Here is a 14,985-nt window from a genome sequence, read left to right as displayed (position 1 = left end):
AAAGAGCGGCCGTAGCCGCTCTTTGAGGCACTTACTTGACCAGGGCGATGGCTTCCACTTCCACCAGCACGTCCTTGGGCAGGCGGGCCACCTCCACACAGGAGCGGGCCGGGGCGCCGGCGGCAAAATAGCTGGCATAGACTTCGTTGAAGGCCAGGAAGTTGTTCATGTCGGACAGGAAGCAGGTGGTCTTGACCACGCTGGAGGCATCGGCACCGGCTTCGGCCAGTACCGCCATCAGGTTGTCCATTACCTGCTTGGTCTGGGCCTCAATGCCGCCTTCCACCACGTCCATGCTGGCCGGGTCCAGGGGGATCTGGCCTGAGGTGTAGACCATGTTGCCTACACGGGTGGCCTGCACATAGGGGCCAATGGCGGCGGGAGCCTGGTCGGTGGCGATTACGGTTTTAGTCATGGGTTCTCCTGGTTATTTGGGCGATGTCTCTTCGTCATCGCGTTTCTTCTGTCTGATATAGAGGTAGACAGTGTGTTTGGAAATGTTGAGCTTGTCCGACACCATGGCAATGGCGTCCTTGATGTCGAAGATGCCTTTTTCAAAGAGGGTGGTGACAATCTGCTTGTTCTTGGCGTTGTTGGCCACGTCCGGATCGGCATTGATGGCGTCTATGGTGCGCTCCACGGTAAGGGTGACCAGCTCTTCCACATTGTTGCTGAAGTTTTCCGCCGAGGCCTGGGGCCGCTCGTTTTCCGGTGGCAGCAAATCGGCCACCAGCTGATGCAGGGGCGCGCTTAGATCCAGGTGCAGGCAGAGCACGCCGGTGAGCTCACCGGCGGGGCCGCGCAAGGCCTGCAACAGGCTGCGCACCGGTGCCCCCAGGCGCTGATGGGTGAGGCACAGCCGGTTGCCGCCCCGACGCTGCAGCTCGGCCAGCAGCCGCTGCTCGGCATCGGTCATGGCGGCACCGGGCTGGCGGTTGCCGCCGGCTACCCGCAGGGCCACGCCGGCCGGCTCATGCAGGGAATAGAGCACCGCCTCGGCATGCCGGCCGTAGAGCGTCGCCAGTCCCTCGACCAGCTCCGCATACAGCAACAGCGCCTCGTGCGGTGCACTCAAGGCGATATCCGTGGCCGTATTGTTCAGCACAAGGGCCGACCCGCTCCGGGCCGTTCCACTCTCCGTTGGCATTGCTGGCTCCCACCCATATCTCTGGCTCTGATTTTCAATCGCTGGTAACGAATGTCAACTTTTTTTGAAACGCCCCGGGAGCCGGGTCAAGCTAATCGGGGTCAGCCCCGGGGGCCGTTTTCAATGCGCACCACGCGGCCGTGGCGAATGGTGACGATCTGCATAAATTGATGCCGGCCGAAATGATAGGTCCAGCGTTCACCGTCGGCACGGCTGTGGCGGTAACCGTAGCGGTCATGAAAATGACGCCAGGCCCGCTCCCGCACCAGAGGCTCACCGCAGTGCAGCAACAACAGGGCCACCGGATCACCGCGGGTGATCAGGTGGTTGTCACAGCGCATGGTATCGGCCTGCGCCGGCACCAGCCAGAACCACGACAGCCAGAACAAAGAGTGATAGCGCATCAGAGCCTCCTGCGTTAAAGCATAGGAGCCCCCGTTTACGGCCACAAAAAAACCGCCCGCGGGCGGTTTTTGCATTCAGCGGCCGGCGGCTCAGGCGCGCAGGGCCTTTTCACCCCGGGACACGCCACAGACGCCGCTGCGCACCACTTCCACCACTTCGGTGGTGTCGCTCATGTTGCGAATAAAGGCGTCGAGCTTGTCGCTGGTGCCCACCAGCTGCACCGTATACAGGTGCGGCGTAACATCCACGATCTGGCCGCGAAAGATGTCGGCGGTGCGCTTAACCTCGTCGCGGTTACTGCCGTCGGCGCGCACCTTGACCAGCACAATTTCCCGCTCGATGTGATCGCCGTCGGTCAGGTCGCTGACCTTAAGCACATCCACCAGCTTGTTGAGCTGCTTGGTGATCTGCTCGATCACCCGCTCGTCACCTGTGGTGACTATGGTCATGCGCGACAGGGTGGGATCCTCGGTGGGCGCCACTGTCAGGGTTTCAATGTTATAGGCCCGCTGGGAAAACAGCCCCACCACTCGGCTCAGGGCACCGGACTCGTTTTCCAGCAACAGGGAAATAATACGCCGCATCAGGTTCGCTCCGTTTTGCTCAACCACATTTCATCCATGGCTCCGGTCTTGATTTGCATGGGATATACATGCTCTTCCGGATCGATCTGAATATCCATGAATACCAGCTTGTCGGTCATGGAGAAGCACTTCTCCAGGGCTTCATCCAGCTTGGCCGGATCCGTCACCTTCATGCCCACATGGCCGTAAGACTCGGCCAGCTTGACGAAGTCGGGCAGCGAGTCCATGTAGGAATGGCTCTGGCGGCCTTCATAGAACATCTTCTGCCACTGCTTCACCATGCCCAGGGCGCTGTTGTTCATGGAGATGATTTTCACCGGTATGTTGTATTGCATACAGGTGGACAGCTCCTGAATGTTCATCTGAATGGAGCCGTCACCGGTCACGCACACCGACACCGCCTCGGGGCAACCCAGCTTGGCGCCCATGGCGGCGGGCAGGCCAAAGCCCATGGTGCCCAGACCACCGGAGTTAATCCACTGCCGGGGCTTGTCATAGGGGTAGTAGAGCGCGGCAAACATCTGGTGCTGACCCACGTCGGAACTGATGATGGCCTTGCCCTCGGTGATGCGGTAGACCGATTCCATCACCTGCTGGGGCTTGATGTACTTGTCGCTCTTTTCATAGTTCAGGCACTGACGCTCACGCCACTGCTCGATCTGCACCCACCAGTCGTCCAGCGCCTGGGTGTCGGGCTGCAGGCCCAGCTCGCGAATGGCTTCCAGCATCTGGGCCAGCACGGTGTCGGCCGAACCCACAATGGGAATGTGAGCCTGAATAGTCTTGGAGATGGAGGTGGGGTCCACGTCCACATGCACTATGGTGGCATGGGGGCAGAACTTGGCCACGTTGTTGGTAACCCGGTCGTCGAAGCGGGCACCGATGGCCAGGATCAGGTCCGAGTTATGCATGGTCTTGTTGGCTTCATAGGTGCCATGCATACCCAGCATGCCGATGAACTGCTTGTGGGTACCGGGCATCACGCCCAGACCCATCAGGGTGTTGGTGACCGGCAGGTTGAACTGCTCGGCCAGTTGTACCACCAGGCTGCTGGCGTCGGCGGTAATGGCGCCGCCGCCCACATACATCACCGGGCGCTTGGCGTCGGCCAGGGCCTTCATCGCCTTCTTGATCTGGCCCTTGTGGCCCACCCCGGTAGGATTGTAGGAGCGCATATCCACCGACGCCGGATAGACGTAGGGGTGCTTTTCCTTCGGGTTCTGAATGTCCTTGGGCAGGTCCACCACCACAGGACCGGGCCGGCCGGAAGCGGCGATGTAATAGGCTTTCCTGATCGCCAGCGGAATATCGGACGCCTTTTTACACAAAAAGCTGTGCTTCACGATGGGGCGGGAAATACCGATCATGTCGGTTTCCTGAAAGGCATCATCACCAATGTAGTTGGTCGGTACCTGGCCCGACAGCACCACCATGGGAATGGAATCCATATAGGCGGTAGCAATGCCGGTAATGCAGTTGGTCGCACCGGGACCCGAGGTAACCAGCACGGTGCCCACCTTGCCGGTGGCCCGTGAATAACCATCGGCCATGTGCACGGCCGCCTGTTCATGGCGCACCAGCACGTGCTCTATTTTGCTGTTTTCAAACAAGGCATCATAGATGTCCAGTACCGAGCCACCGGGATAACCAAACAGGTAATCAATTCCCTGGTCCTCCAGCGCCCGCACGACCATTTCTGCGCCTGATAACATCTCCATGGTAAAGCCCTCCAGGCTCTGCTCCGTTCACCTTGCCACTCCCTGGCACCACGGCGCACGGCCGGCAGCCGGGCAATGTGACAAAATGAGTGACTTTTTATATTTATAAAACAACAACTTACAACAGCGAAGCTGAAGATAAGCAGAAAAAGGATGAAAAATCACCTTAACCTGCTTTAAATCCGTTGTCTACGGGCTTTGGCAAATACCTTGGCTCCGCGCTAAACAGCCTGCCACGCCCGTCTCGCGCAGGACAGCGCCAACAAAACGCCGCGGCTAGCGCCAGCGGTCAAAGCCTCGCCAAACACTCCAAACGAATGACGCAAGTGCAACAACAAAACAATCACAACAATAACCCCGCAATTGCCAGAATCATTATTTAGACCAAAACTCAAAAGGCAGCACAAAAAACCACATTAAGGTTTTGTGGCGCTAGCATTCCGTTTAACCCCCATCGTTTTGGGTTCAGCACAAAGTTGACAGCGCCGTCGTTAATCGTTATCTGTATAGCGTTGTTAACGGATTCTTTCTGATGTGAGTGACCATGCAAAAGCAAATTCAGCTACTACTACTAACCGACAAGGTGCAATAACGCGCGGGGTTAGGCGTAGCTGGAATTCATCATTCACACAGTTTCACATTCAAAAACCCGTGCCGTCCGCACGGGTTTTTTTTCATTCTGCTTCGGGCGGCACGGACACACAGAGGAAAGCGACATGTCGAACCAGGTCATTATATTCGATACCACCTTGCGGGACGGTGAACAGGCGCTTTCCGCCAGCCTGACCGTCAAGGAAAAACTGCAGATCGCCCAGGCTCTGGAACGGCTCGGTGTCGACGTAATGGAAGTGGGCTTTCCCATCTCCTCACCCGGCGATTTCGAGTCGGTGCAGACCATTGCCCGCCACATCAAGAACAGCCGGGTCTGTGCCCTGTCCCGCGCCCTCAAGGCCGACATCGACGCCGCCGGCGAGGCCCTGCGGGTAGCGGATCAGTTCCGTATTCACACCTTTATCTCCACCTCCGACATTCATGTGCAGAGCAAGCTGCGCAAGGACTTCGATTCCGTGGTGGAAATGAGCGTGGCGGCGGTCAAGCATGCTCGCGGCTACACCGACGACGTGGAATTCTCCTGCGAAGACGCCGGTCGTACCCCCATCGACAACCTGTGCCGCATGGTGGAAGCCGTGATCAAGGCCGGTGCCCGCACCGTGAACATTCCCGACACCGTGGGTTATACCGTGCCGAGCGAGTTTGGCGGCATTATTCAGACCCTGTTCGAGCGGGTGCCCAATATTCACGAAGCGGTGATCTCGGTGCACTGCCACGACGACCTCGGCATGTCGGTGGCCAACTCCATCGCCGCCGTGCAGCAGGGTGCGCGCCAGATTGAATGTACCATCAACGGCATCGGCGAGCGGGCCGGCAACTGCTCGCTGGAAGAAGTGGCCATGGTGATGAAGACCCGGGGCGAGCTGCTCGGCGTGCACACCAACATCAAGAGCCAGGAAATTTACCGGACCAGCCAGCTGGTGCGTAACCTGTGCAACATGCCGGTGCAGCCCAACAAGGCCATCGTCGGTGCCAACGCCTTTGCCCACTCCTCCGGTATTCACCAGGACGGCGTGCTCAAGAACAAGAACACCTACGAAATCATCACCCCCGAGAGTATCGGTCTGCCCAAGAACCAGCTCAACCTGACGTCCCGCTCCGGCCGTCATGTGATCAAGCACCGCATGAGTGAAATGGGCTACAGCGAGCAGGACTATGATCTCGACACCCTCTATGCCAGCTTCCTGGCACTGGCCGACCGCAAGGGCCAGGTGTTTGACTACGATCTGGAAGCCCTGGTGTTCTTCAGCCAGATCCACGAGGAACCCGAGCAGTTCAAGCTCAAGTACCTGAGCGTGCAGTCCGGCAGCAACGTCATGTCCACCGCCAGCGTACGCATGGAAGTGGGCGGCGACGTGGTCAACGAAGCCGCCGTGGGCAACGGCCCGGTCGACGCCGTCTACCAGTGCATCAACCGGGTCACCGGCTACGACATTCGCATCGACAAATATGAGCTGCAGAGCAAAGGCGAAGGAAAAGACGCCCTCGGTCAGGTGGACATCGTCGCCGAATACAAGGGCCGCAAGTTCCACGGCATGGGCCTGGCCACCGACATCGTCGAGTCCTCTGCCCAGGCGCTGATACACGTGATTAACTGTATTTACCGGGCCGAACAGGTCGCGGAAAAGAAAGAAGAAATTCAGAAAAAAATTCGTATGGAGACAGTGTGAACATGAGCGCAAGCTACAAGGTCGCGGTATTGCCGGGTGACGGCATTGGCCCGGAAGTAATGGCCGAAGCCATTCACGTGCTGGATAAGGTGCAGGCCGAGTTCGGCCTGCAGCTGGAATTCAGCCACCATGACGTGGGCGGTATCGCCATCGATAACCACGGTTCGCCCCTGCCCGCCGCCACCCTGGCCGGCTGTGAAGCCGCCGACGCCGTGCTGTTTGGCTCGGTAGGTGGCCCCAAGTGGGAAAACCTGCCCCCCAACGAGCAGCCCGAGCGCGGTGCCCTGCTGCCTTTGCGCGGTCACTTCAAGCTGTTCTGCAACATGCGTCCGGCCAAAATCTATCAGGGTCTGGAGGGCTTTTCGCCGCTGCGCGCCGACATCAGCGCCCGGGGCTTTGATATCGTGTGCATGCGCGAGCTCACCGGCGGCATCTACTTCGGTCAGCCCAAGGGCCGGGAAGGCTCAGGCCCGGAAGAAAAGGCGTTTGATACCGAAGTGTATCACCGCTATGAAATCGAGCGCATCGCTCGCCTGGCCTTTGAAGCGGCTCAGGGCCGCCGTGGTGTGGTCACTTCCGTGGACAAGGCCAACGTACTGCAGGCCTCCATTCTGTGGCGCGAAGTGGTCACCGAAGTTGCCAAGGATTACCCGGACGTGACCCTGAATCACATCTACATCGACAACGCCACCATGCAGCTGATCAAGGATCCGTCCCAGTTCGATGTACTGCTGTGCTCCAACCTGTTCGGCGACATCGTCTCCGACGAAATGGCGATGATCACCGGCTCCATGGGCCTGCTGCCCTCCGTCAGCCTGAACGACCAAGGCTTTGGCCTGTACGAGCCCGCCGGCGGTTCGGCCCCGGACATCGCCGGCAAGGGCATTGCCAACCCCATCGCCCAGATTTTGTCTGCCGCCCTGATGCTGCGTTACAGTTTCAAGCAGGAAGAAGCGGCCCAGGCCATTGAGCGCGCCGTGGCCGAAACCCTGGCCGCCGGTTACTTCACCGGCGATCTTTACAGCGACAAGGCCGAACATCCGGTGCAGTCCACCAGTCAAATGGGTGAGCAGATAGTGTCCCGCATTCGGAGAGCAAGCTAATGGCCAAGACCCTTTATCAGAAAGTATTTGACGCCCACCTGGTGCGTAATGAAGCCGGTGAAACTCCGCTGCTCTACATTGACCGCCATCTGGTGCACGAAGTGACTTCGCCCCAAGCCTTTGACGGCCTGCGCGAAAAGGGCCGCAAGCTGCGCCGCCCCGACCGCACCTGGGCAACCATGGATCACAACGTGTCCACCGAGACCAACGACATTGCCGCCTCCGGTGAAATGGCCCGTATTCAGATGGAAACCCTGGCCAAGAACTGTGAAGAGTTCGGCGTGCCCCTGTATGACCTGCACCACAAGTACCAGGGCATAGTGCACGTGATCGGCCCCGAGCTGGGCCTGACCCTGCCCGGCACCACCATCGTCTGCGGCGACTCCCATACCGCCACCCACGGTGCCTTTGGCGCCCTGGCATTCGGTATCGGTACCTCCGAAGTAGAACACGTCATGGCCACCCAGACCCTGAAGCAGGGCCGAGCCAAAACCATGAAGATTCAGGTCAACGGCGAGCTCAACCCGGGCATCAGCGCCAAGGACGTGGTGCTGGCCATTATCGGTGAAGTCGGCCACGCCGGCGGTACCGGCTATGTGGTGGAATTCTGCGGCAGCGCCATTGAGGCGCTGTCGATGGAAGCGCGCATGACCATCTGTAACATGGCCATCGAGCTGGGTGCCAAGGCCGGCCTGGTCGCCCCGGATCAGACCACCTTTGACTACCTCAAGGGCCGCCCGTTCGCCCCCGAAGGCGAGCAGTGGGAGCAGGCCGTGGCCTACTGGCGCACCCTCAAGTCCGACGAAGGCGCCGCGTTTGACGCCGTGGTCGAGCTCGACGGCAACGCCATTGCGCCGCAGGTGACCTGGGGCACCAACCCGGGTCAGGTGATGCCGGTCAACGGCACCATTCCGGCGCCGGAAGACTTTGACGATGCCGTGGAGCGTCAGTCTGCCGTCAAGGCGCTGCAGTACATGGACATTCCCGCCGGTGGTAAGCTCACCGACGTGCACGTCGACAAGGTATTTATCGGCTCCTGCACCAACAGCCGCATTGAAGACCTGCGCGCCGCCGCCGACGTGGCCCGTGGCCGCAAGGTGGCCGCCGGGGTACAAGCGCTGGTGGTGCCCGGCTCCCAGCAGGTGAAGGCCCAAGCCGAAGCCGAAGGCCTCGACAAAATCTTTATCGAAGCCGGTTTTGAATGGCGCCTGCCCGGTTGCTCCATGTGTCTGGCCATGAACAACGACCGGCTGCAGCCGGGCGAGCGTTGTGCCGCCACCAGCAACCGTAACTTTGAAGGCCGTCAGGGCCGGGGTGGCCGCACTCACCTGGTGAGCCCGGCCATGGCCGCCGCCGCCGCCGTGTTCGGTCACTTTGTCGACATTCGGGATCTGTAAGGGGAATAGTATGAGCGGATTCAAGCAATTAACCGGTATCGCCGCCCCCCTGGATGCGGCCAACGTAGACACCGATCAGATCATTCCGAAGCAGTTTCTGCAAAAGGTGACCCGGTCCGGCTTTGGCAAGCACCTGTTTCACGACTGGCGCTTTCTCGATGACGCCGGCGAGCAGCCGAACCCGGAGTTCGTGCTTAACCAGGCCCCCTACGACCAGTCGGTGATCCTGCTGGCCCGGGAAAACTTCGGCTGTGGCTCCAGCCGCGAGCACGCCCCCTGGGCCCTGGCTGACTTTGGCCTAAAGGCAGTAATCGCACCCAGCTTTGCCGATATCTTCTACGGCAATGCCATCAACAACGGCATGGTGCCGGTGCGCCTGACCGACGAGCAGGTAGAGAGCCTGTTCCAGCATGTGGCGGCCAGCAAGGGCGCCGAGATCACCGTGGATCTGGAAGCCTGTGAAGTGCGCGCCGGCGAGCTCGCCTTTGGCTTTGAGATTGACGAGTTCCGCCGCTACTGCCTGCTGAACGGCCTCGACAACATCGGCCTGACCCTGCAGCACGCGGATCAGATCGATGCCTATGAGGCGCAACAGCCCGCCTGGCTCTAACCCTCAATCGATAAACGCAAAACGCCGGCCCAGTGCCGGCGTTTTAATGCACGTCTTCCAGAAACAGCGCCACCAGATCACTGGTGACGCCCTGCTCCACCCGCAGCACCCGGGCCATGGCCTTGAGTGGCGGTACCCGCTCTCCGGCCGCCGGCAACACCAGTTGCCACAGCTGACCCGGCTGGCAACAGCCGCATTCCACCTCCATCAACACGCCTTCCGGACTCAGGTTCAGGCAGGTTCCCTGCACGCGCGTGCTAGTGGTGGCCAGGATCACGGTGGTGTTGAGCTGAAGACGGCTGTAAAGCCGCTGATCCTTGTTGGCGAATAACATGAGCTTGTCCTTTCAATGGCTGGTTTCACAGGGTAAATCTTCCTACAATAGCGCCCTTACCCCTCGCAATCGGGCTCGCCGGCTAAGGCAACTGTTTCGCCCCGATGCTGACAATTCAACCAGGGAGTGGCCCAGTGAAAAAGACTCTGCTTGCCTTGCTGCTGGCGGCCAGCGCACCGTTGGCGGCACAAACGCCGACGCTGACTATCTATACCTATAGCTCATTTGCCTCGGAATGGGGTCCGGGACCGGCCATAGAAACCGCCTTTGAAGCCGAATGCGGCTGCAACCTGGAATGGGTGGCGCTGGATGACGGCGTGTCCATTCTCAACCGGCTCCGGCTGGAAGGTGAGAATACCAAGGCCGATATCGTGCTGGGCCTCGACAACAACCTGCTGCAGGCGGCGGAAGGAACCGGCCTGATTGCGGCTCACGGTCTCAGCCCCGAGGGGCTGACCCTGCCCGGCGGCTGGAGCCACCCTTATTTTTTGCCCTTTGATTACGGCTATTTCGCCTTTATCTATAACGCAGACAAACTGGCCAACCCGCCTGCCAGCTTTGCCGAACTGCTGGAGCGCCCGGAGCTGACCCTGCTGTATCAGGATCCGCGCACCAGTACCCCGGGCCAGGGCCTGCTGTTGTGGGTACAAAAGCTCTATGGCGACGAAAGCCCGCAGGTATGGCAGAATCTGGCCGGGCGCACCGTGTCGGTGACCAAGGGCTGGAGCGAGGCCTACGGCATGTTCCTGGAAGGCGAGGCCGACATGGTGCTGTCTTATACCACCTCTCCCGCCTACCACATCGAGGCAGAGCAGAAACACCAGTACCGGGCCGCCGCCTTTGAAGAAGGTCACTATATGCAGGTGGAAGTGGCCGGCAAGATCAAGGGCTCGAGCCAACCCGAGCTGGCCGAGCGTTTTCTGCAGTTCATGACCAGCCCCGGTTTCCAGCAGCACATTCCCGCCGGCAACTGGATGTATCCGGTGATCGACACCGAACTGCCCGCCGGTTTTGCCGAGCTGGTGACCCCCAGCCAGCCCCTGAGCTTCAGCCCCGAGCAAGTGGCCAACCAGCGTAGGCAATGGCTGCGCCAGTGGCTGAGTGCCACCACCCGCTGATGCCATGGCGTTTATGGTGGCTACCGGGTGGTCTCAGCCTGCTTGCCATTGTACTGCTGACCGCCGCGCCCATTGCCGCCCTGCTATTGCAGGGAGGCGGTCAGGCCGGACAGGTGCTCGCCGATCCCTATCTGCGCCATGTGGTATGGTTCAGCTTTTATCAGGCCGGTCTGTCCACCCTGCTCAGCCTGGGACTGGCTCTGCCCCTGGCCCAGGCCTTATCGCGCCGGCGCTTTCCCGGCCGGGCCCTGCTGCTCAGGCTGTTTGGCCTGTCGCTGGTGCTGCCGGTGATCCTGGTGGTATTCGGACTGGTGGCGGTTCACGGCCGGCAGGGCTGGAGCAATCAGCTGCTGACCCAGTTTGGCCTTGAACCGGTCAGTTATCTCTATGGGTTGAGCGGTATTTTGCTGGCCCATGTGTTTTTCAACATGCCGCTGGCGGCGCGCATTCTGCTGCAGAACATCGAGGCCATTCCCGCCAGCCAGTGGCGGCTGGCCAGTCAGCTGGGCTTTAACAGCCGGCAGCTGTTTCGCTGGCTGATCTGGCCGGCGGTGCGCGGCTCCCTGCCGGGGCTGGCCAGCCTGATCTTCATGCTCTGCTTTACCAGTTTCGCCACCGTGATGGCGCTGGGCGGCGGTCCCAAATCCACCACCCTGGAAGTGGCCATCTATCAGGCCCTGCGCTACGACTTTGATCTGCCCCTGGCCGGCAGCCTGGCCCTGTTGCAACTGCTGTTTTGCGGCGCCTTTCTGCTGCTGCAATATACCCTCAGCAAGCCGCCGCAATACCGGGGGGATCGGCTCAGCACCTGCCTGCGACACGATGCACCCTGGTGGCGTACCCGGCTGACCGATGCACTGGTGATGACAGTGGCGCTGGCCATTTTTCTGCCGCCGTTGCTGGCCATCATTACCGCCGGGCTGAACTCCAGGCTGCTGCCGGCACTGACCTCGGCTCGCTTATGGTCGGCCCTGGGGCAGTCGGTGACCATTGCCCTCGGTGCCGGCCTGCTGTCGGTATTGCTGACCCTGGCTTTGCTGTTGACCAGCCGCTATCTGCGACTACATCTTGGCCGCCGCGGGCTGGCGGGCACACTGGAAGCCAGCGGCTCCGTGATTTTGGTGCTGCCTGCGGTGGTGCTGTCGACCGGGCTGTTTATTCTGTTACGGGGAGTGGCCGATGTGTTTGCGCTGGGTCCCCTGCTGGTGGTGCTGGTCAACGCGCTCATGGCCCTGCCCTATGGCCTGCGCACCCTGCAACAGCCGATGGAGCGGGTGGCCCGCCGCTACGACCGTCTGTGCACCAGCCTTAAGGTCGGCGGCATGCACCGCATTCGGCTGGTGGAATGGCCCCTGCTGCGCCAACCCCTGGCCCTGGCATTGTCCCTGGCGATGATGCTGTCGCTGGGGGACCTGAGTGCCATTGCCCTGTTTGGCAGCCAGCGGCTGCAGACCCTGCCCTGGCTGCTGTATCAGCAGCTGGGCAGCTACCAGATGACCGATGCCGCTGCCACCGCCCTGGTGTTGCTGGCACTGAACCTGACACTGTTTCTGCTGATTGAGCGCGTACTCGGAGGCAAGCATGCTCACGCTGAATAACCTGAGTGCCCGCTACCCGGAGCAGCGCCAGTGTTTTTCCCTCACCGCCGCGCCGGGCACCATCACCGCGCTGATTGGCCCCAGTGGTGCCGGCAAGTCCACCCTGCTGGCCATGCTGGGTGGCTTTGCCCGGGTCGACGAAGGCGAACTTAGCCTGAATGGCCAGGATTTGCATGACCTGGCCCCGGCGGATCGGCCCATGACCACCCTGTTTCAGGACAACAACCTGTTCTGGCACATGAGCGTGTACCAGAATATCGCCATCGGGTTGCACGCGGGACTGAAACTGACACAGTCCCAACAACAACAGGTCCATGAGGTAGCCAAACAGGTCGGCATTGGTGACCTGCTCAAACGCAAGCCGGCACAGCTGTCGGGCGGGCAGCAACAACGGGTAGGACTGGCCCGCTGCCTGGTGCGCAGGCGGCCGGTGCTGTTACTGGATGAGCCCTTTTCGGCGCTGGATCCGGCACTGCGTTTTGAATTATTGCAGTTGCTGCGAGAACAAACCGATCAACTCGGGCTTATCGTGCTGCTGGTGACTCATCACCCGGAAGAAGCGGCCCGAGTTGCCGACCACATTGCCTATGTACATGATGGCCGCATTATTGAACAGGGTGACGGAGCCCTGTTATTGGCGCCCCGCACGTCGGAATTGAAGGCCTATCTGGGAAGATCGGCCGAGAGGGAGGAGGAGTGAATATGCTTCACTCCTCACGCTATTTTCAAAGGTTCTCTTCGGCAAAGGATGCCAGCCGGCTGCGCATCACGCCGTTAAGGTAGACATTGGCGCTGCCTTCAAAGTCCTTGAAGCGTTCCACGATATAAGTCAGGCCGGAGGTCACCGGTGTCAGGTAGTTGGAGTCAATCTGCGCCAGGTTGCCCGAGCACACCAGCTTGGTGCCTTCCCCACAGCGGGTAATGATGGTCTTGAGCTGGGACGCGGTCAGGTTCTGGCATTCGTCCAGCAGCACAAAGGTGTTCTGAATGCTGCGGCCGCGCATAAAGTTAACCGACTTGAACTGAATATTGGCCTTGCCCATGATGTAACTGAGCGAACCGTCCATACACTCATCCTGCTTGTGCAGCACTTCCAAAGTATCGGTGATGGCCGCCAGCCAGGGGGCCATCTTTTCCTCTTCCGACCCCGGCAGAAAGCCAATGCTCTCGGCAATTTCCGGCGTGTTACGGGTCACGATCACACGATCGTAAATCCCCTTTTCTATGGTCATTTCCAGGGCCGACGCCATGGCCAGCAGGGTCTTGCCGCAGCCCGCCGGGCCGGTCAGGATCACCATTTCGATATGGGGATCAAGCAAGGCATCCAGGGCCATGGCCTGATAGATGTTCTTGGGTTGTATGCCCCAGGCCTTGCGTCCCATCATGCGCTCGCGGCCCAGATCCACAAAACGCAACTGGCCGTTGTCCTTGTCCAGGACTCGGCCGGCAAAGTCGTCGGTGTCGTCAATCAGGTACTGATTTATATGGGCGCCCGGCAGCAGCTCGTCCGAGACGGTATGGATGACTTCACGGCCATGGGTTGCGCTTTCACATTCTCCCACCCGATCCCAGAAGCTGTCTTCCAGATGGCAAAAGCCCTTGGACAACAACCGAATATCGTCCACCAGCTGATCGGAGCGATAGTCCTCCACATGCTCAAGACCGGCCCCCTTGGCCTTGAGCCGCATGTTGATGTCTTTGGTAACCAGCACCGCCTTACTGTCGCCATGCTGTTTCTGCAGGTAAAGCGCGGTATTGATAATACGGTTATCGGCCTCATCATCGGTAAATACCGCATAGCCTTCTGGCAGGTGACGATCCGAAATGATGGCAATACGGCCCGAGGCCTCGTCGTCCTTCAGGCCCAGTGGCACCCCGGCAATAATCTGCTCGGGAGTGGCGTCGTGGAAAATGTCCTCCAGGGTGCGAATGGCCACTCGCGCATCCCGGCTGACATCCTTTTGCCGGTCCTTGATGCGATCAAGCTCTTCCAGCACCGTCATGGGAATGACAACGTCGTGTTCCTTGAAGGAATAAATGGAGAGGGGTTCGTGCAGCAGTACGTTGGTATCGAGAATAAAGCGTTTGCGGTCGTAGCCGTCCATAGGCGTGCTCCCCGGGCCTGGCCCTTGTCATGGTCATGGCCCAGTTAAAACACCGGGCCGTGACAGCTTTATTACAATTTAACGCTATGCCTTTTTTCTTTGCTCGGCAAGCACCGAAAGGACGAGGACAGCCTGACTGTACATAAATCATCCGTTTAGGACACGAGAGGTGATGATACCTGGGCTTACGACCGTTACCATGGAAACGGAGCGAGTCGAGTTCAGAAACGAAAAAAGCCCGACACTTTCGTATCGGGCTTTTCGGTATTGGGTGCCTGGCAGTGACCTACTTTCACATGGCAGCTGCCACACTATCATCGGCGCGGTTGCGTTTCACTGCTGAGTTCGGCATGGAGTCAGGTGGTTCCACAACGCTATGGCCGCCAGGCATAAAACTTAATTCGGAAAAAACTTTATGATGAATGCTGTTTGTAGTCTCGAGACCGCAAGTCTCTCACACTTCTTGGGTGTTGTATGGTTAAGCCGCACGGGTCATTAGTACAGGTTAGCTGCACGCCTCACAGCGCTTCCACACCCTGCCTATCAACGTCCTGGTCTCGGACGGCCCTTTAGAGGCATCAAGT

At 59.8% G+C, this 14,985-nt stretch carries 14 protein-coding genes and 2 rRNA genes; 7 read left to right on the top strand and 9 right to left on the bottom strand.

Translation table 11 applies throughout. The features are described 5' to 3' along the window. Window positions 1-31: 31 nt before the first annotated feature. The 5 genes from OJHNALOF_RS03375 to OJHNALOF_RS03355 form a co-directional block, all read right to left on the bottom strand. Window positions 32-415, bottom strand: coding sequence for a RidA family protein (locus OJHNALOF_RS03375; protein ID WP_094202184.1), 384 nt, complete (start codon window positions 413-415; stop codon window positions 32-34). A gap of 12 nt (window positions 416-427) precedes the next feature. Continuing rightward, window positions 428-1,075, bottom strand: coding sequence for a transcriptional regulator (locus OJHNALOF_RS03370; RefSeq protein ID WP_240919632.1), 648 nt, complete (start codon window positions 1,073-1,075; stop codon window positions 428-430). A gap of 173 nt (window positions 1,076-1,248) precedes the next feature. Then, the gene (locus OJHNALOF_RS03365) at window positions 1,249-1,551 is read right to left on the bottom strand and encodes a DUF2845 domain-containing protein (RefSeq protein WP_094202183.1); all 303 of its coding nucleotides are present in this window, start codon (window positions 1,549-1,551) and stop codon (window positions 1,249-1,251) included. Window positions 1,552-1,641: 90 nt separating this feature from the next. Continuing rightward, window positions 1,642-2,136 carry an acetolactate synthase small subunit gene (gene ilvN, locus OJHNALOF_RS03360; protein WP_094202182.1) on the bottom strand — a complete coding sequence of 165 codons (495 nt, stop codon included), beginning with the start codon at window positions 2,134-2,136 and terminating at the stop codon, window positions 1,642-1,644. Next, the gene (locus tag OJHNALOF_RS03355) at window positions 2,136-3,854 is read right to left on the bottom strand and encodes an acetolactate synthase 3 large subunit (protein ID WP_165661163.1); all 1,719 of its coding nucleotides are present in this window, start codon (window positions 3,852-3,854) and stop codon (window positions 2,136-2,138) included. The genes ilvN and OJHNALOF_RS03355 overlap by 1 nt, the downstream gene beginning before the upstream one ends. 716 nt (window positions 3,855-4,570) lie before the next feature. On the opposite strand from OJHNALOF_RS03355, the gene leuA reads away from it, so the two are divergent. Genes leuA through leuD form a run of 4 tightly spaced genes read left to right on the top strand, consistent with a single transcriptional unit; the run spans window position 4,571 to window position 9,246 of the window. Continuing rightward, window positions 4,571-6,136 (top strand): 2-isopropylmalate synthase, encoded by a 1,566-nt coding sequence (gene leuA, locus OJHNALOF_RS03350; protein ID WP_094202180.1) that lies wholly within the window; start codon window positions 4,571-4,573, stop codon window positions 6,134-6,136. Between the two features lie 2 nt (window positions 6,137-6,138). Further along, window positions 6,139-7,239, top strand: coding sequence for a 3-isopropylmalate dehydrogenase (leuB, locus tag OJHNALOF_RS03345; RefSeq protein ID WP_165661162.1), 1,101 nt, complete (start codon window positions 6,139-6,141; stop codon window positions 7,237-7,239). Continuing rightward, a complete protein-coding gene (gene leuC, locus OJHNALOF_RS03340) occupies window positions 7,239-8,636 on the top strand; it encodes a 3-isopropylmalate dehydratase large subunit (RefSeq protein ID WP_165661161.1) in 1,398 nt (465 codons plus the stop codon). The genes leuB and leuC overlap by 1 nt, the downstream gene beginning before the upstream one ends. Window positions 8,637-8,646: 10 nt before the next feature. Then, window positions 8,647-9,246: a 3-isopropylmalate dehydratase small subunit gene (gene leuD, locus OJHNALOF_RS03335; RefSeq protein ID WP_165661160.1), complete on the top strand. Its 600-nt coding sequence runs from the start codon at window positions 8,647-8,649 to the stop codon at window positions 9,244-9,246. Between the two features lie 43 nt (window positions 9,247-9,289). Here leuD and OJHNALOF_RS03330 read toward each other — a convergent pair whose 3' ends face one another. Then, window positions 9,290-9,580, bottom strand: a complete 291-nt coding sequence (locus tag OJHNALOF_RS03330) for a PilZ domain-containing protein (RefSeq protein WP_094202176.1) — start codon at window positions 9,578-9,580, stop codon at window positions 9,290-9,292. 146 nt (window positions 9,581-9,726) lie between these two features. Here OJHNALOF_RS03330 and thiB point away from each other — a divergent pair, with 146 nt between their 5' ends. The 3 genes from thiB to thiQ are packed head-to-tail and all read left to right on the top strand — an operon-like array spanning window position 9,727 to window position 12,996. After that, window positions 9,727-10,698, top strand: a complete 972-nt coding sequence (thiB, locus tag OJHNALOF_RS03325) for a thiamine ABC transporter substrate binding subunit (protein WP_206063601.1) — start codon at window positions 9,727-9,729, stop codon at window positions 10,696-10,698. Beyond that, window positions 10,698-12,296, top strand: a complete 1,599-nt coding sequence (gene thiP / locus OJHNALOF_RS03320; RefSeq protein WP_165661158.1) for a thiamine/thiamine pyrophosphate ABC transporter permease — start codon at window positions 10,698-10,700, stop codon at window positions 12,294-12,296. Before thiB ends, thiP begins: the two co-directional genes overlap by 1 nt. Then, entirely contained in the window at window positions 12,280-12,996 is a 717-nt protein-coding gene (gene thiQ / locus OJHNALOF_RS03315; RefSeq protein ID WP_165661157.1) for a thiamine ABC transporter ATP-binding protein, read from the top strand. The genes thiP and thiQ overlap by 17 nt, the downstream gene beginning before the upstream one ends. Window positions 12,997-13,021: 25 nt before the next feature. On the opposite strand, the gene OJHNALOF_RS03310 is transcribed toward thiQ, so the two are convergent. The 3 genes from OJHNALOF_RS03310 to OJHNALOF_RS03300 form a co-directional block, all read right to left on the bottom strand. Next, window positions 13,022-14,401 (bottom strand): PhoH family protein, encoded by a 1,380-nt coding sequence (locus tag OJHNALOF_RS03310; protein WP_094202172.1) that lies wholly within the window; start codon window positions 14,399-14,401, stop codon window positions 13,022-13,024. Window positions 14,402-14,674: 273 nt separating this feature from the next. Continuing rightward, a 5S ribosomal RNA gene (rrf, locus tag OJHNALOF_RS03305) occupies window positions 14,675-14,789 on the bottom strand. Between the two features lie 86 nt (window positions 14,790-14,875). After that, window positions 14,876-14,985, bottom strand: a 23S ribosomal RNA gene (locus tag OJHNALOF_RS03300); the annotation flags it as partial.

This window comes from Oceanimonas sp. MB9 (assembly GCF_011319775.1).
Lineage (GTDB): Bacteria > Pseudomonadota > Gammaproteobacteria > Enterobacterales > Aeromonadaceae > Oceanimonas > Oceanimonas doudoroffii.
Note: the sequence above shows the minus strand (reverse complement) of the source record. Positions and strands in the feature narration are given on the sequence as shown.